Source organism: Myxococcus sp. MxC21-1, from assembly GCF_032612255.1.
Classification (GTDB): Bacteria; Myxococcota; Myxococcia; order Myxococcales; family Myxococcaceae; genus Myxococcus; species Myxococcus virescens.
This window is the reverse complement of sequence record NZ_CP123278.1, coordinates 4100534-4123987: the sequence shown is the minus strand read 5'-3', so window position 1 is coordinate 4123987 and position 23454 is coordinate 4100534. Positions and strand designations below refer to the sequence as shown.

Genomic DNA, 23454 nt, shown 5'->3' with positions numbered 1-23454 from the left:
TCAGCGCGGGCACGCGCCCTACTCGCGACGGCTGCGCCGCTCTCTGCGCTGAGCCCCACGGCTCTGGCTGGACTCGAAGGCGGCGGTCTCCGCTGGGGCCGGTCCCTGTCCCAGCTTCTTCGCCAGGGTGGCCACGGTGGGGGCCTCGAAGACGCTGGTGAGGGGCACGTCCCGCCCCAGCTCCCGCTTCATCCGCCCGACGATCTTCAGCCACAGGAGTGAATTCCCTCCCAGGTCGAAGAAGTTGTCGTGAATGCCCAACTGCTCCAGTCCCAGCTGCTCCTGCCACACACGCACGAGCGCGCGCTCCACCTCATCGGTGGGCGCCACATACTCAGTGCCCAGCGCGGGACGTGAGTGCAACGTGCCCCCCGCGTCCTTCTTCGCGCCCGCGCCCTCGCGCCGTACCCACTGAGCCACGCGCGCGTCCAGGTTGCCCGTGGACACCAACACCTGTCCTTCCAGAGGCGCCTCCACCACCCGGCGGAAGGCCTCCGCGGCCTCGTCAGGCGTCATGGCGAACTGGTCGATGCTGGTCTGGACCGCCTTCGCCCCCTCGGCGGCATCCGCTGGCCACCCATCCCAGTTGGTGCTCAGCCACCGCGTGCCCCCGGTCCGCGAGCGCGCCGCCGCGAATGCATCCAGGAAGGCATTGGCCGCCGCGTAGGCCCCCAATCCCAGGCCGCCCAGCACCGTGGCGTTGGACGACACCAGCAGCACGAAATCCAACGGGCGGCCCGCCAGCGCCCGGTCCAGTGCATAGGTGCCATGCACCTTCGCCCGGAAGTGCGGCGCGCACGTCGTCGGCTCCATGGTTCCAAGCAACGATACCGCGCCGTCGCCCGCGAGCCCCGCGGCGTGGATGACTCCATCCAGCGCGCCAAAGCGAGAATCCACCTCCGCCAGGACCGCGCGCAACTGCGCCTCATCCGCCACATCCGCGCGAGCCACCAGCACCTCCGCTCCCGCGGCCTCCAGCGCTCGCACCGCACGTTGACGGCGGCCATCCGCGTCCTGCTCCACGCCGGAGCGCCCCACCAGGACCAGCCGCGCCTGCCTGGTGCGCGCCAGATAATCCGCCATCCGCAGGCCCACGCCGCCCAGGCCGCCCGTGATGACGTAGACGCCGCGCTGCTTGAGGGGCCAGGACGCCGGCGTGTCGGCTTCGATGCGCAGCGGCTCGTACGCCTGCACCTGCCGATGAGGGCCGCGCCAGGCCACCACCGGCTCCGGGACATCCGACGTCACCTCCCGCACCAATGCATCCACCGATGGCGTGCGGACGTCCACGTAGCGGCACGCCACGGTGTCCAACTCCTGCGGAATCACCTTGCACAGCGCCGGCAGCGTGGCGCGCTCAGGAGCCACCGCATCGGCGCTCTCCACCTCCAGCGCTTCGCGGCCCACCACCGTCAACTCCACGGGCCCGGGCAACTCCGCTCCGGACAGGGCCTGTGCCAGCCGCAGCACGCCAAAGAAACCGCGCGCCTGGGCCTCGTCGAAGTCCGCCCCGGACACATCGAGGCTCCAGAGGTACACCACGCGCTCCACGTTGAAGTTCCGAGCCTTCAACGCAGCCAGCAACTGGGCGTGGTCCTCACGCGCTCGCCCATCCACGGTGAACGCGTGCTCCGTCACCTGACGGAAACCGGGGCCGGGCGTCACGCGAATGACACCGTGGCCCAGACGCTCCAACCGCTCCGCCAGGGCCGCCCCCAGGCCCCCCGCATCCTGGTAGACGACCCATCCGCGCGGCGTCACGGGCCCTGCCTTGGGCATCAACGGCGCACGCTGCCACGAGGGCAGATAGAACCAGCCGGCCACGTCCGCGCTCTTGCGCGCGACGCCCCTGCGACGCGAGGAGGACACCTCCGGCGCCAGCCAGTAATCCTGGCCCTCGAAGGGATAGGTCGGGAGCGGCACACGCAGACGCCGAGCGCCGCCATGTACCGCGCTCCAGTCCACCTCCATGCCCGCCGCCCAGAGCCGGCCGACGGTGGTGGTGAGAAACGCATCATCCGGCACCGGGTCCTGGGGGTGACGCAGCGAGGAGAGTACCGAGGGGGCCTTGGGCCCATTGAGCTGCAGGCGCGCCAGTGTCCCCAGCGTGCGGCCTGGACCGACCTCCAGGTAGACGCGGCCAGGCTGCGCGGCCAGCGTGCGGATGCCGTCACCAAAGCGCACCGTCTGCCGCAGATGCCGCGTCCAGTAAGCCGGGTCCACCGCGTCCTCGGGCGTCATCCACGTGCCGGTGACGTTGGAGACAATGGGCAACGTGGGCGCATTGCGCATCAGGGTCCCCACGAAGGACTCGAAGCGCGCGAGGATGGGCTCCACCAGGTGCGAGTGCGCCGCCACGTCGATGGGGATGTGACGGAACTCCACCTCGCGCCGGGTCAGCTCGGCGGCCAGCGCTTCGACGGCCTCCACCGTCCCGGCGACCGCGCACTGCGCGGGTCCGTTCATCGCGGCAATGGACAGCGAATCCCCCAGCAACGGGCGAAGCTCCGCCTCGGGCAACGGGACACTGAGCATGCCGCCACCGGGCAGTTCTTCGAAGAGCTTGCCGCGCAGCACCACCAGCGCCAGTGCGTCCTCCAAGGAGAAGATGCCCGCGAGGCAGGCCGCGGCGTACTCGCCCAGGCTGTGGCCGATGAGCGCCTCGGGCTTCACGCCCCAGGATTGCCACAGCTGCGCCAGCGCGTATTCCACGGTGAAGAGCGCAGGCAGCGCCAGCGAGGTGCGCTTGAGGCGCTGCACGGCATCCGCGGCATTCGCCGCGTCCGGGTACATGACGGGCCGCAAGTCAAAGCCCAGCCGGGGCAGCAGGAGTTCACAGCAGCGGTCCACGGCCTCGCGGAACACCTTCTCGGAGCCGTAGAGGCCACGGCCCATGTCCGGGTACTGCGCGCCTCCGCCGGGGAACATGAAGACAGCCGACGGCGTGCTGTTGCCCGGGGCCAGGGTAAACATGCGCTGCGGGTCCTTGGACTCCAGCGCCGCCACGGCACTCGCCCGGTCCTCACACACCACCACGCGGCGCAGCTCCATGGGCTTGCGCCCGACCTGAAGCGTCCAGGCCACGTCCGCGAGCGGCTGCTCCGGGTGGGCCTGCAAGTGCGCCAGCAGCGCGGCCGTCTGGGACTCCAGCGCCGAGGATGTCTTCGCGGACAGCACCAGGAGCTGCCAAGTGCGCGCCGCATCCCCCGGGAGGGTGACAGGCGCCTCCTCCAGGATGACGTGCGCGTTGGTGCCACCAATCCCGAACGAGCTCACCCCCGCGCGCCGAGGCGTGTCCCCCTCCGGCCACGGCTTGAGCGCGGCGTTGACGTAGAAGGGGCTGCTCTCGAAGTCGATGCGTGGGTTGGGCTTCTCGTAGTGAAGGCTGGGAGGCAGCTCGCCATGCTCCAGCGAGAGCACCGTCTTCAGCAGGCCGGTGACGCCCGCCGCCGCGTCCAGGTGGCCCACATTGGTCTTCACCGAGCCCAGCCCGCAGAAGCCACGCTTGTCCGTTCCCGCGCGGAAGGCCTCCGTGAGGGCCTGGACCTCCACGGGATCTCCCAGCGGCGTGGCGGTGCCATGCGCCTCCACGTAGGAGATGGAGTCCGGGGACACCTCCGCCACGGCCTGTGCGCGGGCAATGACCTCCGACTGTCCCTCGACCCCGGGGGCGGTGTAGCCCACCTTCATGGCGCCGTCGTTGTTGATGGCCGAGCCACGGATGACGGCGTGGATGGTGTCACCATCGTTCAGCGCGTCCTCCAGGCGCTTGAGCACCACCACGCCCGCGCCGCTGCCGAAGAGCGTGCCCTGCCCCTTGGCGTCGAACGCGCGGCAGTGCCCGTCCGGCGAGGTGATGCCGCCGTCCTGAGAGTGGTAGCCCGTCCGCTGGGGCATGTGCACGGACACGCCGCCCGCCAGCGCCACGTCGCACTGGTAGCCCAGCAGCGACTGACAGGCGAGGTGCGTGGCCACCAGCGACGTCGAGCACCCCGTCTGCACGGTGAGCGCAGGCCCCTTGAGATTGAAGTGATAGGCCACGCGCGTGGCGAGGAAGTCTTTGTCGTTCCCGACCATGGCCGGGAACGTGTCCTCGGCCTGCTGGAACTCCGCCCGGGAGAGCAGATTGAACAGCAGATAGGTGCTCAAGCTGGAGCCCGCGAAGACGCCGGTGGAGACCGTCAACCGGCCCGGGGCGTAGCCAGCGTGCTCCAGCGCCGACCAGGCACACTCCAGGAAGATGCGGTGCTGCGGGTCCAGCAACTCCGCCTCACGTGGGGCGTATCCGAACAAGGCCGCGTCGAAGCGCCCCGGTCGCTCCAGGACAGGGGCTGCGCGAACGAAGTTGGGATTGGCCAGCCAGCCGGGCTCCACGCCCAACGCCTTCATCGCTTCGTTGGTGAAGAAGGTGATGACCTCCCTGCCCTCACGCAGCAGGCGCCAGAAGGCCTCCACGTCTTCGGCACCGGGCACGCGGGCGGCCATGCCGACGATGGCTACCGCGAGACTCGCGTCCCCCTCATACCGGGTGTGACGACCCATGTTTGTCTACCCCTGCTTCCTTGCGCGCGGCGGATGGAACTCGAACCGCTCGAGCTGCTGCTCCGAGCGCCCCTGGGACGAGACTCGGCGGCGCTTCGATGAACTGAAGGACTGGACGGACTCACGTCAGGGGACGCCAGCATCCCAATCACCGGATGCCCGACATGCACCTGCCTGCCGCGTGCTCGCCCGCTCTCTCTGAGAACGGCAACTACAGTCCAGGTAGCTCATCCTGGTACCAGTATGACATTGCCTACCGTGGCAACCTCAGTCGTAATCCAGCGATAACAGCCTAGTCAATTTACCAAGAAAAAGTAACTTGGCGTGCCTTATAAGTTTTTCATGCTGTAGCGACTTTCGACTTGAAAGCTGCTTTACTTGAGTCGCTGGGGGGCCTGCTTCGTTGCTTGCTGTTTTGCGCGCCAGGGCCCCGGCGTGCTCCGGAATGGAACCGCTGCGCGCGAGCGTGCGGGACCTCCGACTCCCGAAAACATTTTGGGGACTCAAGAACTCATGGCTGGCGACACCCACTGGAACGGGCTGGAGATTGCAATCATCGGGCTGGCGTGCCGCTTTCCGGGGGCCCGTAACGCCGAGGCGTACTGGCGGAACCTTCGGGATGGCGTCGAGTCCATCACCTTCCTCCAGGAGTCGGAGCTGGAGCCTTCCGTCATGGAGGACCCGGCGCTGCGCAAGTCACCGCAGTACGTGCGCGCCGCGGCCCCCATCGAGGGCGCGGACCTGTTCGACGCGGCCTTCTTCGGCATCACCCCCAAGGAAGCCGAGGTGATGGATCCGCAGCAGCGTGTCTTCCTCGAGTGTGCCTGGGCGGCCCTGGAAGACGCGGGCTACGACCCCGAGCGCTATCGGGAGCACATCGGCGTCTACGCGGGAGCCCGGACCAACACGTACGTCTTCAATCTCTTCTCCAACCCGGCCGCGCTGGGGATGCTCGGCGCATTCGAGGTGGGCCTCGGCAACGACCTGGCCTTCCTCAGCACGCGGGTGGCGCACCGGCTCAACCTGAAGGGTCCGGCCTATTCGCTGCACACCGCCTGCTCCACCTCGCTGGTGGCGGTGCACCTGGCTGCCCAGGCGCTCCTCGCGGGCGAATGCCGCATCGCCCTCGCTGGCGGCGTAGCCCTCCAGTCGCCTCAGCGCACCGGCTACCTGTATCAATTTGGTGGTGTTGCATCGCCAGACGGACGCTGCCGCGCCTTTGATGCGCAGGCGCAGGGCACCCTCTTCGGTAACGGCGCGGGCCTGGTGGTGCTCAAGCGCCTGGAGGACGCACTGGAGGATGGAGACACCATCCACGCCGTCATCCGTGGCTCGGCCATCAACAACGACGGCGCCCAGAAGGCCAGCTTCAACGCCCCCAGCGTCCAAGGCCAGTCACGCGTCATCCGCAATGCCTTGCTGACCGCGGAGGTGGACGCGCGGAGCATCACCTATGTGGAGGCCCATGGCACGGGCACCCAACTGGGAGACCCCATCGAGGTGCGCGCGCTCACCCGCGCCTTCCGGACGAGCACGCAGGACACAGGCTTCTGCGCGCTCGGCTCGGTGAAGCCCAACATCGGCCACCTGGATGCCGCGTCTGGCATCGCCAGCCTCATCAAGACGGTCCTCGCGCTGAAGCACCGGCAGCTGCCGCCCACGCTGCACTTCCAGGAGCCCAACCCGCAGATTGACTTCGCCACCAGTCCCTTCTTCGTCAACGCCACCCTGAGGGACTGGGCGCCGGGCCCCTCCCCTCGCCGAGCCGGCGTCAGCGCCTTTGGCATTGGTGGCACCAACGCGCACGTCATCCTGGAGGAGGCCCCCTCCGTCGCCCCCACCGCGGACGCCCGTCCCTGGTACGTGCTGCCGTTGTCGGCGAAGACGAGCACCGCCCTGGATGCCGCGACGGAGGCGCTGGCCGCCCACCTGGAACAACACCCGGAGCAGGCGCTGAAGGACGTGGCCTACACGCTGCAAGTGGGACGGCAGGCCTTCCAGCACCGCCGCATCGCCGTGGTGAAGGACCGGGAGCACGCCATCCGCGTGTTGCGAGGCGAGGAGCCAGAGCGGCTGGTGACGCTGAAGCAAGAGGCTCGAGGCCGCCCCGTGGCGTTCCTCTTCCCGGGAGGAGGCACCCACCACCTGGGCATGGGCGCGGGCCTCTACCGCACGGAGCCCGTCTTCCGCGAGGCTGCCGACGAGGTCGCCAGCGTCCTGCGCCCGCACCTGGGCGTGGACCTGCGCACGGTGCTCTACCAGGAGCCCCTTCAAGAGGTGCCGGGGCTTTCCCGCAACGCGCTCGCGCTGCCCGCCATCTTCCTGACGGAGTACGCCCTGGCGCGGCTGTGGATGTCATGTGGCGTGGAGCCGGAGCAGATGCTCGGCCACAGCCTGGGCGAGTACGCGGCGGCGTGCCTCGCCGGTGTGCTGTCGGTGGAGGATGCGGCGGCCCTGGTGGCGCTGCGTGGCCAGCTCATGGATGAGCTGCCCGCCGGGTCCATGCTGAGCATCAGCCTTCCCGAGGCGGAGGTGGTGCCGCTGCTGGGCCAGGAGCTGGACCTCGCGGCGGTGAATGCGCCCTCGCAGTGCGTGGTCTCCGGCCCATTAGCGGCGGTGAAGCGATTGATGGCGGAGCTGACGGCGCGAGGCGTGGAGCACCGCCAACTGCACGTGGAGGCGGCGGCGCACTCGCGCATGCTGGAGCGCATCCTGCCGCGCTTCCACGAGCGCGTGGCCCGACTGACGCTCCGTCCACCCGCGCGGCCCTACATCTCCAGCCGGACCGGCCAGCCCGTCACAGGGGACGAGGTGACGCAACCTCGGTACTGGGTGGACCACCTGCGCCACTCGGTACGTTTCCGGGACGGCATGCAGGTGCTGCTGGAGGACTCGACGCGCGTCCTGCTGGAGGTGGGTCCCGCGCAGTCGCTGACCGCCGTGGCAAGGCTCCAAGGCGAGCCCGCCGGCGCGCGCACCATCGTCTCCTCCGCACGTCATCCCAAGGATGAGCAGCCGGACGAGGCCGTCTTCTTGAATGCGCTGGGACGGCTGTGGCTCGCGGGAGTGGAGGTGGACTGGAGCGGCGTGCACGGGACGGAGACGGTCCGGCGCATCCCCCTTCCCACGTACCCCTTCGAAGGACAGCGGTATTGGGTTGCTCCACTGGACCGGTCCGCCGCGCTGCTGGCCTCGCAGGCAGCGGGCGCCAGCAAGCTGACCGACGTCGCGGACTGGTTTCACCTGCCCTCGTGGCGGCGCACGCCCCCGGCCACGCTGGCGCCCTCCGCGCTCGCCCAGCCCCGGTGCTGGGTGGTGTTCACCGACGGAGGCCCGTTGGCCTCGCAGCTCGTCTCCCGGTTGGAAGAGGCGGGGCAGCATGTCGTCACCGTGCACGCGGGCGCCGTGTTCTCCCGTGACGGAGACCGGCGCTTCACCGTGGCACCGAGCGCACCTGGAGACTACGTCGCGCTGCTGAGCGCGCTGGAGGATCTGACACCCCGGCCTGAAGTGTTCGTCCACCTGTGGAGCCTGACGCCGCAGGGCGAGCGAGACTCCGCGCTGACGCGGTTCCAGGCCGCGCAAGCGGTGGGCTACTACAGCGTGGTGAACCTGGGGCAAGCCCTTGCTGGCCTGAAGGATGCGCGCCCCCTCCGGGTAGAGGTCATCTCCAACCACCTGTTCGACCCGGACGGCCGAGCGGAGGCGCTGCCGGAGAAGGCGCCCCTGTTGGGCCCCTGCCAGGTGCTGTCGCAGCAACACGTGCACATCACCGCGCGCGGCCTCGATGTGATCCTCCCTGGCTCAGAAGGCGTCGCGGCGCTGGCTGAACAGCTCGTCGCCGAGCTCGCCACGGAGGCCCGAGATGTCCGGGTGGCATTGCGCGGTTCACGCCGCTGGGTCCAGGAGCTGTCTCCGGTTCGGCTGACGGAAACAGCCGCCCCCGCGCGGCCTCTGCGTGAGCGCGGCGTGTACCTCATCACCGGCGGCCTGGGCCGCGTGGGCCTGCTGCTGGCCAGCCATCTGGCGCGCACGAAGCAGGCACGGCTGGCGCTGGTGGGCCGCACGCCGCTGCCGCCCCGGCGGCTCTGGGACGATTGGGTTTCCACCCAGGGTGAGGACGACGACGCCAGCCTGCTCATCCAGCGCGTGCGTGAATTGGAGTCACACGGAGCCGAGGTGCTCATCCTGAGCGCCGACGTCTCCAAGCCGCACTGGATGCAGGAAGTCCTGGCCGAGGTGGACCAGCGCTTCGGCGCGCTCCACGGGGTACTGCACTGCGCGGACCTCCCCCTGGCTCCGCCCGAACGGACCTCGCCCTCCGCGACGAACCCGGACGCGGAGGCCCGTTTCCGCGCCAAGGTGCGCGGCACGTACGTACTGGAGGACGTCCTGCGCGGCCGGGCGCTGGACTTCGTGATGCTGTTCTCCGCGTCGGCGGCCGTGCTGTCTCCGTTCGGCGACACGCCTTCGACGGCGGCCAACCTCTTCGTGGATGCGTTCGCGGCCCACCGCAGCCGGGGCCCAGGAACGCCTTGGATGAGCGTGGCCTGGGACCCGTGGCCGCGAGCAGCCGGCGCCAGCGATGCGCGCGCTCCAGACCTCGAGCCGTATGCCATGACCGAGGACGAAGCCGCCGAGGCCTTCCAGCGAGTCGTCACGGGCGGCCTGGATGGCCCGGTGGTGGTGGCCACGGGTGACGTGTCACGCCGACTGACTGCGTGGCTCCAGCGGGCGGTCGCTCTGCCCAAGGTCACTCGCAAGGTCCGCACCGGAGATGAAGAGCTTCCCGCCAATGAGCTGGAGCGTTTCATCGCGGGCCTGTGGCAGGAAATCCTGGGCGTCGAACAGGTGGCGCGGCACGACCACTTCTTCGAGCTGGGCGGGCACTCGCTGCTCGCCACGCAGGTCGTCGGGCGGTTGCGCTCACGGTTGCAGCTGGACCTGAGTCTGGCACTGCTCTTCACGTCGCCCACCGTGACGGGTCTGGCGAAGGCAATCGCCGACCTCCAAGCGCGGCAACAGGAATCCCTCTATCGCGAGCTGCTCGACCGGGTCACCCGCGTCTCCGAGCAGGAGCTCGCCGAAGAGCTTCGACGCCGCGGCGTGAAGGCCGCGTGAACGGAAGCTCCAGCCCCCGCTGGAGCACCCGATCCCCCACTTTCTGGATATCGACTTCGATGACTGACATCTCTCGGGCCCTCGAGCAGCTTTCTCCCTCGCAGCGCGCCCTTCTCGACCTGCTCCTCCAGGAGCAGCAGTCGGCGCAGCCTCACGCGGCGGCGCCCGTCCTGGTGCGGCGCGAAAGCAACGAGCCCGCTCCGGCATCCTTCCCTCAGCAGCGCCTGTGGGTCCTGCATGAGCTGGATCCCAGCAGCATGGCTGCCTACAACGTCCACGTGAGCGTGGAGTTCTTCGGGCGGCTGGACCGGGCCCTGCTCACCCGTTGTGTGAACGAGGTGGTGCGCCGTCACGAATCGCTGCGCACGACACTGAGGAGCCACGGCGGAGATCCGGTGCAGGTGGTCGCCCCCTCGCTGGAGCTCACCTTCCCGGAAGAGGACCTGTCCGCGCTGTCCCTGGAGGCGCAGGGAGATGAGGTACGCCGCCGCATCATCGCGGAGGCCAACTTCGAGTTCGACCTCTCCGCCGGGCCGCTGCTGCGAGTCGGCATCCTGCGGCTCGATGCGCAGCACGCACTGGTGCTGTTGACCCTGCACCACTCCGTAACGGACCAGTGGTCCCTGGGCGTGTTCCTCCAGGAGTTGATGGCGCTCTACAAGGCCTTCGAGGAGGGCTTGCCCTCGCCCCTGCCGGAGTTGGAACTCCAATATCCAGACTACGCGCGGTGGCAGCGCGAGCAGCTCGAAACGCGAGAGCTGGCCGGTCAGCTCGATTATTGGCGACGGCAGCTCACGCCGCAGCCTCCCGCGATGGTCGTGCCGTCGGACCATCCCCGACCGGCGCTGAAGACGTATCGCGGCGGGTGGCACCACTTCCGGCTCGATCCAGAGCTGGCACGGAAGCTCAAGCAGCTGGCGCAGAAGGAAGGCGCCACGCTCTTCATGGTGCTGATGGCGGCCTACCAGACGCTGCTGCACCGCTACAGCGGCCAGCAGGACTTCGCGGTGGGCTCGCCTGTCGCCAACCGCCGGGCGCCCGAGCTCGAACCGCTCATCGGCTTCTTCGTCAACATGCTGGTGATGCGTGCGGATGCGTCGGGGGACCCGACGTTCCGCTCGTTTCTGCACCGGGTGCGGCAGGTCTGCCTGGATGCCTACTCACACCAGGACGTGCCCTTCGACAAGCTGGTGGAGGAGCTGCAACCGCCCCGCGACCCCAGCCGCAATCCGTTCTTCGAGGCCGTCTTCGTCCTCCAGAACGTGCCTCAGCCAGCCCTGCGGATTCCGGGCCTGCTCGCGCGCTACGTGGAGTTGGATCTGGGCGCGTCCCAGTTCGACTTGCTGATGGAGCTGCGCGAGGACCGGCCGGACCGGTTCATCGGCCGCATCGAGTATTGCGCGGACCTGTTCGACGCGAAGACCGTCGAACGGATGGAGCGCCACTACGTGCGCCTGCTGGAGAGCGTGGTGGAGAACGCCGACCAGCGACTCTCCGAGCTGCCCCTGCTGTGCACCGAGGAGCGTCAACAGCTCCTGGTCGACTGGAACGCAAAGTCCACGGCGTTTCCACGTGAGACGCCGATTCACTCGCTCTTCTCCGAGCAAGCGGCTCGTACGCCAGATGCCGTGGCGCTCGTCAGCGGGGAGAGCATCGTCACTTATGCGGAGCTGGAGCGCCGTGCGAACCAACTCGCACATCATCTGCGCACGTACGGCGTTTCCCGAGGCACCCGCGTGGGACTGTGCCTGGAGCGCTCTCCGGACATGGTGGTGGGCCTGCTCGCCATTCTCAAGGCCGGCGGCGCCTACGTGCCTATCGACCACCACTACCCCGCTGAGCGCATTTCCTTGCTGTTTCAGGAGGCCGGCATCGGCGTGCTCGTCACGACGAAGCCGCTGGCGGAAGGACTCCCTGCATCCAACAGGAAGCACGTGAATGTGGACACAGATGCGGGCCTCATCGCCGCGTTGCCACATGACACGCCTCCTTCCGTGGCCGTGGGCGGTGATGACCTCGCCTACGTCATGTTCACCTCCGGCAGCACCGGAAGGCCCAAGGGCGTCTGCATTCCTCACCGCGCAGTCGCTCGCCTCGTCCTCGCCAACCCCTTCATCCACTTCGGCCCTGACGAAGTCTTCCTTCAGCTCGCTCCCGTCGCATTCGACGCGTCCACCCTGGAGCTCTGGGGCGCCCTGCTTCACGGCGCTCGTCTCGTCCTCGCTCCACCACACACGCCTTCTCTGGACGAACTCGCCGCACTGCTGACTCACCACCGCGTCTCCACCCTCTGGCTCACCGCTGCCCTCTTCGAGCAGATGGTGCTTCACCAGGGCAACGCCTTGGCCGGTGTCCGGCAGGTGCTCGCTGGCGGTGACGTGTTGCCTCCTCTGCGTGTCCGGCAACACCTGGAGCGCATTCCCCTCGGCGCCGTCCTCGTCAACGGCTACGGCCCCACTGAAAACACCACCTTCTCCGCCACCCACTCCCTCCGCGCGGGTGAGGCCTTCGGCACCTCCGTCCCCATTGGCAGGCCCCTGGGACACTCCTCCGCATACGTCCTCGACTCGCGCATGGAGCCCGTCCCTGTCGGTGTCCCAGGCGAACTCTTCGTCGGTGGCGACGGCCTCGCCTGGGGCTACCTGAACCGTCCGGAGCTGACGGCTGAGAAGTTCCTCCCTCACCCCTTCTCCTCCGCCCCGGGCGATCGCCTCTACCGCACCGGCGACCGCGCCCGATGGAGGGCCGACGGCTCGCTGGAGTTCCTCGGCCGCTCCGACTTCCAGGTGAAGGTGCGCGGCTTCCGCATCGAGCTGGGCGAAATCGAATCTGTCCTCCAGCAGGCCCCGGGCGTCCAGGAGGCCGTCGTCCTCGCTCGTGAGGACGCCCCTGGCGACAAGCGCCTCGTGGCTTACTTCGTGCCCACCGCCGCAGCGCGGTCGGAAGAACAGGCCGCGAATGCCGTGGGCAGCATCCGCGCATTCCTCAAGGCGCAGCTGCCCGAATACATGCTGCCCGCGGTGTTCATGCCGTTGGAGGTCCTGCCGCTGTCCCCCAACGGCAAGGTGGACCGCAAGGCACTGCCCGCCCCGTACGCGGACCTGAATCGGACAGGAACGCCGTTCGAAGCACCGCGGAACGCCTCCGAGCAGACCCTTGCCGATATCTGGGCCGAGGTCCTGGGTCTGCGGCAGGTCGGCATCGACGACAGCTTCTTCGAACTGGGTGGAGACTCCATCCGCAGCATCCAGGTCATCGCGAAGCTGCGGGAACAAGGCCTGGAGCTGCCCACGCTGGAGCTGCTCCAACACCCGACCATCCGCGAACTCGCCGGTGTCATCAAAGCCACGAGCGTGGCCCCCGCGAGCCAGGTCGCGCCCTTCAGCCTCGTGTCCGAGACAGACCGTCAGCGGCTGCCCAAGGACGTGGAAGACGCCTACCCGCTGGCCGCGCTCCAGTCAGGCATGTTGTTCGAGAGCGCGCTGGATGCCTCAGCCGGCATCTACCACGACATGTTCAGCTTCCATGTGGAGATGGCGCTGAACGAACCGCTGCTCCAACAAGCCTTCCGGGAGCTGTTCGCGCGTCACGCCATCCTGCGCACGTCGTTCCACCTGGACGGCCATGAAGAGCCCCTCCAGTTCGTCCACCGTGAAGTGGAACCGCCGCTGAAGTTCGAAGACCTCCAGCACCTGGAGGCCGCCCAGCAAACGGCCTACTTGCAGGCGTGGGCGGAGAAGGAGCGCGTCCAACCGTTCACCTGGAACCAGGCGCCGCTGATGCGGCTCTGCGTGCATCGCCGGTCGGAAACCACCGTCCAGCTGACCATCGTCTTCCACCACGCCATCCTCGATGGCTGGAGCGCCGCGACCCTTCTCTCGGAACTCTTCGGCCGCTACCTCGAATTGCTGGAGGGCACGGACGCCCCCGCCGCGCCGTCCCCCGCCGCCACTTACCGGCAGTTCGTGGCCTTGGAGCGCGAAGCCCAGAACTCCCACGAGAGCGAGCAGTTCTGGCTGCGGCGCATGGATGGAGTGGACGCAGCAAGTCCGCGCCCGCTCCGGTCCCGGGACGACGAGCGCGTCCTGCACACCCACGACGTGCACATCCCTGGTCCGCTTCAGCAAGCATTGCTACGCGTGGCGCACGAAGCGGGCGTGTCCCTCAAGACGGTGCTGCTGGCCGTGCATCTGCGCGTCCGGGGATTCGTCGAAGGAAGTACGTCCGTCGTCACCGGCATCGTCACCAATGGTCGTCCGGAAGTCCTTGATGGTGAGCGGATGATTGGCCTGTTCCTCAACAGCGTGCCTTTCCCGGTGACGCTGCCGGGAGGCACATGGCTGGAGCTCATTCATCAGGTCGCGAAGCATGAGCAGGAGTTGATGCCGCACCGCCGCTACCCGATGGCGCGGCTCCAGCAGAAGCGCGGCGGCCAGCCCCTGTTCGACACGCTCTTCAACTTCATCCACTTTCACGTCGCAGGAGGGCTGTCTCAACAGAAGGGGCTGCGCTTCGTGGACGAGGTGCTGGGCGCCGCCTGGATGGAACTCCCGCTCGGCGTCACCTTCACTCAGGATCCCGACACCTCGTCGCTATCGGTCTCCATCGCCACCACAGGCACTCGGCACGAAGCGGAGCGGACGCGGGAGTTGGGGCAGTACTACCTGCGCGCACTGGAAGCCGTGGCCGCGGGACCAGGTGGCCGTTACGAGCAGGCAGCGCTGCTCCCACCGGCCGACCGCGACACGCTGCTGGAGGCGTGGAATGCCACGCGCCGAGAGGTCGCCTGGGAAGGATGCTTGCACGAGCGGTTCGAGGATCGTGCGGCCCTTTCTCCCGATGCGCTCGCCGTGCTGGACGATGAGCACTCGCTCACCTACGCCGAACTCAACCGTCGGGCCAACCAGCTCGCCTGGGCCCTGCGTACCCGAGGCGTTGGGCCCGAGGTCCGCGTGGGCCTGTGCATGGAGCGCTCGGTCGACATGGTCGTCGGTGTCCTCGCCATCCTCAAGGCAGGCGGCGCCTACGTCCCCATGGATCCAGCATATCCCGCCCAGCGCCTGGCCTACATGGTGAGTGACTCGAATGTCGGCTGCGTGCTCACGCAGCAGCGTGTCGCGGACAAGCTCACCGGGCACAAGGTGGAGGTCCTCAGCGTGGATGACGCAGGGCTCGTGAGCGGTTCACGGGACGCGTCCAACCCGCCGCGACTCAGCGGGCCCCAGCACCTCGCCTACGTCATCTATACGTCGGGTAGCACCGGCATGCCCAAGGGCGTCATGGTACAGCACGCCTCGGTGATGAACCTGCGCGCGGCGCTGGCAGCCACCGCCTACGCAGGTGTGGACAAGCCCCTCCGGGTCAGCCTCAATGCGTCGCTGTCCTTTGACGCGTCCGTGCAGCAACTGGTGCAGCTCGCGGACGGACATGCGCTGTGCGTGGTGTCACAAGCGACACGTGAGGACACCCGCCTGATGCTGGCGTGGTTGGAGCGACATTCCGTGGACGTCCTGGACTGCGCTCCCTCACAGCTGCGGCTGCTCCTGAACGAGGGCCTTGCCGCAAACAGCCCCTTGCGCGTACTGGCCGGCGGCGAGGCACTGGACGAGGCGCTCTGGGCCCGGCTCTCCGCCCATCCCCACATCGAGTGCTTCAACGTCTACGGCCCCACGGAGTGCACCGTGGACTCCACGCTGCGCCCCGTGCGCGGAGCGTCCCTGCCTCCATCGCTGGGCGGTCCGTTGGCGAACGCTCAAACCTACGTGCTGGACGCGTACCTGCAGCCCGTACCGGTAGGTGTGCCAGGTGAGCTCTACATTGGTGGAGCGGGCCTGGCGCGTGGCTACCTGAATCGCCCTGAGCTCACCGCTGAACGGTTCATCCCCAACCCCTTCAGCATGGAACCGGGCGCCCGCATCTACCGGACCGGGGACCGGGCTCGCTGGTTGCCCCGGGGCGAACTCGAGTTCCTGGGCCGCATCGACTTCCAGGTGAAGCTGCGCGGCTTCCGCATCGAACTGGGGGAGATTGAGTCCGCGCTACGCCAACACCCCGCGGTGCGCGACACCGTGGTCCTGGTCCGCGAAGACACGCCAGGGCTGCAACGCCTGGTGGCATACGTGGTCGGGGAGGCGAAGGCTACCACCGCCGTGGCCTCCGGTACGTTCCGCCCGTTCCTCAAGGAGCGGCTGCCCGAGCACATGGTGCCTTCGGCCTTCGTCACCTTGGAGGCCCTGCCTCTCACCCCCAATGGCAAGTTGGACCGCAGGGCACTGCCGGCACCGGAAGCTCCTCGGCACGCCGCCACGCGCCCGCTCAGCACGGAAACGGAGCGCCGTGTCGCCGCCCACTGGGCCTCGCTGCTGCATGTCGAGACGGTCAACGCCGAGGATGACTTCTTCGCACTCGGGGGCCACTCGCTCCTGGCCACCCAGTTGGTGACTCGGCTGCGACAGGACTTCGGCGTCGACCTGCCGCTGCGGGCCCTCTTCGAGCAGAGCACGGTGGCGGCGCTTGCCGCGCGTTTGGACTCCGATCGGGCTCGCGGCACCGCGAGTGCCCTGCCTCCCATCCGTAGCGCGCCACGCGATCAGCCACTGCCCCAGTCCTTCGTCCAGCAGCGGCTGTGGGTGATGGAGCAACTGACGCCCGACACCGCGACGTACAACAACCCCGCGGCGGTGGCCATCGACGGAGCGCTCGACGTTCGCGCGATGGAGCAGTCCCTGTTGCGAGTGGTGCAGCGACACGAGGCGCTGCGCACGACCTTCCGGAACGAGGGGGACCTGCCCGTACAGGTCGTCCATCCGCTCAAAACGCTGGAGTTGCCCATCACGGACATCTCCTCCCTGCCCGAAGGTGAGCGTGATGCCCGGGCTCGTCAGCTCGCGAACGAGGAGGCCCACCTCCCGTTCAACCTGGTGCGTGGCCCGCTCTTCCGGGCGCGCTTGCTCCGGCTGGCTTCGGACAGGCACGTCCTGCTCGTCACGATGCACCACATCGTGTCCGACGGCTGGTCCGTGGGCGTGCTGGTACGGGAGGTGGCGGAGGGCTACGAAGCCGCCGTCCAGGGCCGCGTTGCACAACTGCCCCCGCTTTCGGTGCAGTACGCCGACTACGCCCTCTGGCAGCGAGAATGGATGCAGGGGCCGGTGCAGGAATCACGGCTGAACTACTGGCGTGAACAGCTCGCTGGAGCTCCCGCGGCCCTGGAGCTGCCTACCGACAGGCCGCGCCCAGCGGTGCAGACGTACCGGGGAGCGCTCCTCCCGGTGAAGATGCCCGCGAAGCTCTCCGATGATGTGACTGCACTGGCGCGCCGTCAGGAGGCGACGCCCTTCATGGTCCTGCTGGCGACCTGGCAGTTGCTGCTCTCTCGCTACTCCGGTCAGCAGGACCTCTGCGTCGGTTCGCCCATCGCGGGCCGCACCCGGCCGGAGCTGGAAGGGCTCATCGGATTCTTCGTCAACACGCTGGTCTTCCGGGCCCGCATGTCGCCGGAGCTCACCTTCCGCGAGCTGTTGACCCAGGCAAAGGCGGCAGCGCTGGGCGCGTCCGAACACCAGGACGTGCCGTTCGAAAAGCTGGTCGAGGTGCTGCAACCCGCGAGAGACCCGAGCCGCTCTCCGCTCTTCCAGGTCACCTTCACCCTGCAGAACACGCCGCCCGTTCGACTGGAGTTGCAGGGGCTCTCGTTGAGTGTGCTGGAGACGGAGCTGGAGACCGTCAAATTCGACTTGAGTCTCTTGCTGGAAGAGACCCCGGCGGGGCTCTCCGGCGCGCTGAACTACAACACCGACCTCTTCGATGCCTCCACCGCCGAGCGCATGATGGGGCACTTCCGCACGCTGCTGGAATCCATCGTCGCGGATGAGAACCAGCGTCTGGCCGAGTTGCCCCTCTTGCGCACCGAGGAGCGTCAGCAACTCCTGGTCGACTGGAACGCGACGGCCGCCGTGTTCCCGCGCGATACGCCGATTCACGTTCTCTTCTCCGATCAGGCGGCTCACACGCCAGACGCCATGGCGCTCATCAGCGGGGAGAGCGTCGTCACCTACGCGGAGCTGGACCGCCGCTCGAATCAGCTCGCGCACCACCTGCGCGCGTATGGCGTTTCCCGAGGCACCCGCGTGGGCCTGTGCCTGGAACGTTCGCCGGAGATGGTGGTGGGCCTCCTTGCCATCCTCAAGGCCGGCGGCGCCTACGTGCCCATCGATCACCACTACCCCGCTGAACGCGTCTCCTTGCTGCTTCAGGAGGCCGGCGTCAGCATGTTCGTCACGCAGGAGTCGCTCGCAGATGAGCTGCCCAGCTCGGGCGGGCTGATGGTGTGCGTGGACACGGACGCGGACGTCATCACCGCCTTGCCACATGACGCGCCTCCATCCGTGGATGTGGGCGGTGATGACCTCGCCTACGTCATGTTCACCTCCGGCAGCACCGGAAGGCCCAAGGGCGTCTGCATTCCCCACCGCGCCGTCGTCAGGCTCGTCCTCGCCAATCCCTTCATCCACTTCGGCCCTGACGAAGTCTTCCTCCAGCTCGCTCCCGTCGCCTTCGATGCTTCCACCCTGGAGCTCTGGGGCGCCCTACTTCACGGTGCACGCCTCGTCCTCGCTCCGCCTCACACGCCTTCTCTGGACGAACTCGCCGCGCTGCTGACTCACCACCGCGTCTCCACCCTCTGGCTCACCGCTGCCCTCTTCGAGCAAATGGTGCTTCACCAGGGCAACGCCTTGGCCGGTGTCCGGCAGGTGCTCGCTGGCGGTGACGTGTTGCCTCCTCTGCGTGTCAGGCAGCACCTGGAGCGCATTCCCCTCGGCGCCGTCCTCGTCAATGGATACGGCCCCACCGAGAACACCACCTTCTCCGCCACCCACTCCCTTCGCACTGGGGAGGCCTTCGGCACCTCTGTCCCCATTGGCAGGCCCCTGGGACACTCCTCCGCCTACGTCCTCGATTCGCGCATGGAGCCTGTCCCTGTCGGCGTCCCTGGCGAACTCTTCGTCGGTGGTGACGGCCTCGCCTGGGGCTACCTGCACCGACCGGAGCTGACGGCTGAGAAGTTCCTCCCTCACCCCTTCTCCTCCGCCCCAGGTGCTCGCCTCTACCGCACCGGCGACCGCGTCCGCTGGAGGGCCGACGGCTCCCTGGAGTTCCTCGGCCGCTCCGACTTCCAGGTGAAGGTGCGCGGCTTCCGCATCGAACTGGGCGAAATCGAAGCCGTCCTCCAGCAGGCCCCAGGCGTCCAGGAGGCTGTCGTCCTCGCTCGTGAGGACGCTCCTGGCGACAAGCGCCTCGTGGCCTACGTCGTGGGCGCAGACGGCGTGGAGTCTGTCGATCCGCGAGCCCTGCGCGACCACGTCCTGCGCAAGCTGCCCGAGTATCTGGTCCCCGCCATCTTCATTCCGATGGAGTCCCTGCCTCTGTCGGCCAACGGGAAGGTGGACCGCAAGGCCCTGCCCGCCCCCGACGCAGACCGAGCGCTGATGGGCGCATCCTTCGAGGCACCACGAGATGCCTCCGAGCAGGCCATCGCCGATATCTGGGCCGAGGTCCTGGGCCTCCGCCAAGTCGGCATCGACGACAGCTTCTTCGAGTTGGGCGGCGACTCCATCCGCAGCATCCAGGTCATCGCGAAGCTGCGCGAACGAGGTCTGGAGCTGCCCATCATGGAGCTGCTGCAGCACCCGACCATCCGCCAGCTCTCCGGCGCGGTGAAGCACGCCGAAGGGTCCGCCCCTGCCGCACATGACGTGGCCCCCTTCGGCTTCGTGTCCGAAGCCGACCGCAAGCGGCTGCCGGAAGACGTGGAGGATGCCTACCCACTGGCCGCGCTCCAGTCGGGCATGCTCTTCGAGAGCGCGCTGGATGCCTCGGCCGGCATCTACCACGACATGTTCAGCTTCCATCTGGAGCTGGAGCTACACGAGCCGCTGCTGCGTCAGGCGTTTCAGGAACTGATTGCGCGCCACGCCATCCTGCGAACCTCCTTCCATCTGGATGGCTACGAGGAGCCCCTTCAACTCGTCCACCGTGAGGTCATGCCGCCTCTGCGCATCGAGGACCTTCGGCATCTGGAGCCCTCTCAGCAGGACGCGTTCCTGCGGGAATGGGTGGAAGCGGAGCGCATCAAGCCCTTCGAGTGGACCCAGGCGCCCTTGCTCCATGTCGCCGTGCATCGCCGCACAGACCGCAGCGTTCAGCTGACCATCGTCTTCCACCACGCCATCCTGGATGGCTGGAGCGCCGCGACCCTGTTCTCGGAGCTCTTCGGCCGCTACCTCGAGTTGCAGGACGACTCCAACACGCCCCCGGCACAGCCCCTGGCTGCGACGTATCGCCAGTTCATCGCGTTGGAACGTGAGGCCCAACAGTCCGCGGAGAGTGAGCGCTTCTGGCTGACGCGCATGGAAGCCATGGACTCGCCAAGCCCCCGCCCGAACCGGGCCAGGGACGACGAACGCGTGCTGCACAACCACGACGTGCGCATCCCCGCTCCTCTCCAGCAGGCATTGCTACGCGTGGCCCACGAGGCGGGTGTGTCCCTCAAGACGGTGCTGCTGGCCGTGCATCTGCGCGTCCGGGGCTTCGTCGAAGGCAGGACCTCCGTCGTCACCGGCATCGTCACCAACGGCCGCCCCGAAGTCGTCGATGGCGAGCGGATGATTGGCCTGTTCCTCAACAGCGTGCCTTTCCCGGTGACGCTGCCAGGAGGTACATGGCTGGAGCTCATCCAGCAGGTCGCGAAGCATGAGCAGGAGCTGATGCCGCACCGCCGCTACCCCATGGCGCGGCTCCAGCAGAAACGCGGCGGACAGCCGCTGTTCGACACGCTCTTCAACTTCATCCATTTCCACGTCGCGGGAGGGCTGTCTCAAAAGAAGGGGCTGCGCTTCGTGGACGAGATGCTGGGCGCCGCCTGGATGGAGCTGCCGCTCGGCGTCACCTTCACCCAGGACCCGGACACCTCCTCGCTGTCGATTTCCATCTCCACTACGGGCACTCGGCACGAAGCGGAGCGAACGTGGGAGTTGGGACACTACTACCTGCGCGCGCTGGAGGCCGTGGCCGCGGGCGCGGGCAGCCGCTACGAGCTGGCTGCGCTGCTCCCACCGGCCGACCGTGCCACGTTGATGGAGACGTGGAGTGCCACGCGCCGAGCGGTCGCCTGGGAAGGATGCTTGCATGAGCGTTTCGAGGACCGCGCGGCCCTTTCTCCCGATGCCCTCGCCGTACTGGATGATGAGCACTCGCTCACCTATGCCGAACTCAACCGTCGGGCCAACCAGCTCGCCTGGACGCTGCGCGCTCGTGGTGTGGGTCCCGAGGCTCGCGTGGGCCTGTGCATGGAGCGCTCGGTCGACATGGTCGTCGGCGTCCTCGCCATCCTCAAGGCGGGCGGCGCCTACGTCCCCATGGATCCGGCGTATCCCGCCCAGCGCCTGGCCTACATGGTGAGTGACTCGAATGTCGGCTGGGTCCTCACGCAGCAGCGGGTCGCGGACAAGCTCGCCGGGCACAAGGTGGAAGTACTCTGCGTGGACGACGCCGCTCCTACGAACGAGCCGCGGTCCGAATCCAATCCACCGAGGCACAGTGAACCCGAACACCTCGCGTACGTCATCTACACCTCAGGCAGTACCGGCAAGCCCAAGGGCGTCATGGTACAGCATGCCTCGGTGATGAACCTGCGCGCCGCGCTGGCGACCACCGCTTACGCAGGCGTGGACAAGCCCCTCCGCGTCAGCCTCAACGCGTCGCTGTCCTTTGACGCGTCCGTGCAGCAACTGGTGCAGCTCGCGGATGGCCATGCGCTGTGCGTGGTGCCGCAGATCGCTCGCGAGGATGCGCGCGGCATGCTGGCGTGGCTGGAGCAGCATGACTTGGACGTGCTGGACTGTGCCCCGTCGCTGCTGCGGCTGCTCCTGGACGAGGGCCTGGCCGCAAACAGCCCCTTGCGCGTACTGGCCGGCGGCGAGGCACTGGACGAGGCGCTCTGGGCCCGGCTCTCCTCCCATCCCCACATCGAGTGCTTCAACGTCTACGGCCCTACCGAGTGCACCGTGGACTCCACGCTGCGTCCCGTGCGCGGGGCGCCCCTGCCTCCATCGCTGGGCAGTCCGTTGGCGAACGCTCAGACCTACGTGCTGGACGCGTACCTGCAGCCTGTACCGGTAGGTGTGCCAGGCGAGCTCTACATTGGTGGAGCGGGCCTGGCGCGTGGCTACCTGAATCGCCCTGAGCTCACCGCCGACCGCTTCATTCCCAATCCCTTCAGCGCGGCCCCCGGCGCCCGCCTCTATCGGACGGGAGACCGGGCTCGCTGGTTGCCCCAGGGCGAACTCGCGTTCCTGGGCCGCATCGACTTCCAGGTGAAGCTGCGCGGCTTCCGCATCGAACTGGGAGAGATTGAGTCCGCGCTGCGCCAACACCCCGCGGTTCGCGACACCGTGGTCCTGGTCCGCGAAGACACGCCAGGGCTGCAACGCCTGGTGGCGTACGTGGTGCATCTGGAAGGACAGCAAACTCCGGACGCAAGCGAGCTCCGCGTTTTCCTCAAGGAGCGACTGCCCGAGTACATGGTGCCCACGACGTTCGTCGCGCTGGAGATCCTGCCGGTCAACACGAGCGGCAAGGTGGATCGCAAGGCGCTTCCGCTCCCCGAGGAGACGTCTTCGCAGCACCAGGCGTACGTCCCGCCACGTGACGCGTACGAACTGGAGCTGGCCCGTCTCTTCGAGGAATTGCTCGGTGCCTCGTCAATCAGCGCGAAGAGCGACTTCTTCGCGCTGGGCGGACACTCTCTGCTCGCGGTGCGGCTCCAGTCCATGCTGCGCGCGCGCACGGGACGCACCCTGCCCGTCACGGCGCTCTTCGAGGCCCCCACGGTCGAGGGGTTGGCCGCCTTCCTTCGACGCGAGCCCGCTCCCTGGACGCCGCTCGTTCCCATCCAGCGGAGTGGCTCGCGGGTGCCCTTCTTCTGTGTCCACCCGGTGGGCGGCACGGTGTTCTGCTACACCGAACTGGCGCGGAGACTCGGCCCTGACCAGCCCTTCTACGGACTGCAGGCCCAGGGGCTGGAGGGAACGCTACCGCCGAACGAGTCCATCGACTCCATGGCGGCCAGCTACGTGGACGCCATCCGCACCGTGCAACCCCAGGGCCCGTATCGCTTGGGAGGATGGTCACTCGGAGCCGTCATCGCCTTCGAGATGGCCCGCCTGCTGCGGCAAAGTGGTGAGACGGTGCACGTCCTTGCCCTGATTGAGCCCAGTTCCACCTCGCTGGCCCAAGGCGTCATGGCCGACGACGACATGGCCGCGGCGACGATGTTCGCGCTGGACCTGGCGCGCACAGCGGGAATCTCTCCATCGACGCTCTCGGATGGTTCCGAGAGCGACGCGAAGGCACTTCTGGAACGAGTGCTCCAGGAGGGCCGCGACGCGGGTGTCTTCATCCCAGACGCCGGCATGGCCCAGCTCCACGCGTTGCTTCGTGTCTTCACCGCAAATCTCCGTGCACTCCAACAGCACACGCTGGATACCTTCCCAGGACCTCTCACCGTCCTGCGCGGCAGCGACACGGAACTGGAGCCTTCCGAGACGGAAGACCGTGGATGGAGCCGCCACGCAGCTCAGCTCGTGGTGCGCGTCATTCAGGGAGATCACTACAGCGTCCTACGGGCCCCCAGGGTCGATGCACTCGCAAGCGCGCTGACCGAGCTTCTGACTCACGCCGATACGACAACGCCAGAATCCAAGTAAGCTTGTCAGGCTGTGTCTCGACTTG

The 23454-nt window shown here is 67.9% G+C and carries 3 protein-coding genes; 2 read left to right on the top strand and 1 reads right to left on the bottom strand.

Features of this window, described 5'->3' with window-relative positions; all coding sequences use genetic code 11:
• Positions 1 to 18: 18 nt before the first annotated feature.
• Positions 19 to 4542 (bottom strand): type I polyketide synthase, encoded by a 4524-nt coding sequence (locus tag QEG98_RS19000; RefSeq protein WP_316567615.1) that lies wholly within the window; start codon positions 4540 to 4542, stop codon positions 19 to 21.
• 513 nt (positions 4543 to 5055) lie between these two features.
• On the opposite strand from QEG98_RS19000, the gene QEG98_RS18995 reads away from it, so the two are divergent.
• Both QEG98_RS18995 and QEG98_RS18990 read left to right on the top strand, forming a co-directional pair.
• Positions 5056 to 9663, top strand: coding sequence for a polyketide synthase (locus QEG98_RS18995; protein ID WP_316567614.1), 4608 nt, complete (start codon positions 5056 to 5058; stop codon positions 9661 to 9663).
• 59 nt (positions 9664 to 9722) lie between these two features.
• Positions 9723 to 23429 carry a non-ribosomal peptide synthetase gene (locus QEG98_RS18990; protein WP_316567613.1) on the top strand — a complete coding sequence of 4569 codons (13707 nt, stop codon included), beginning with the start codon at positions 9723 to 9725 and terminating at the stop codon, positions 23427 to 23429.
• Positions 23430 to 23454 lie beyond the last annotated feature (25 nt).

Coding starts and splice junctions, on each gene's coding strand:
- QEG98_RS18990 (WP_316567613.1), top strand. CDS start 9,723: ATGACTGACATCTCTCGGGCCCTCGAGCAGCTTTCTCCCTCGCAGCGC.
- QEG98_RS19000 (WP_316567615.1), bottom strand. CDS start 4,542: ATGGGTCGTCACACCCGGTATGAGGGGGACGCGAGTCTCGCGGTAGCC.
- QEG98_RS18995 (WP_316567614.1), top strand. CDS start 5,056: ATGGCTGGCGACACCCACTGGAACGGGCTGGAGATTGCAATCATCGGG.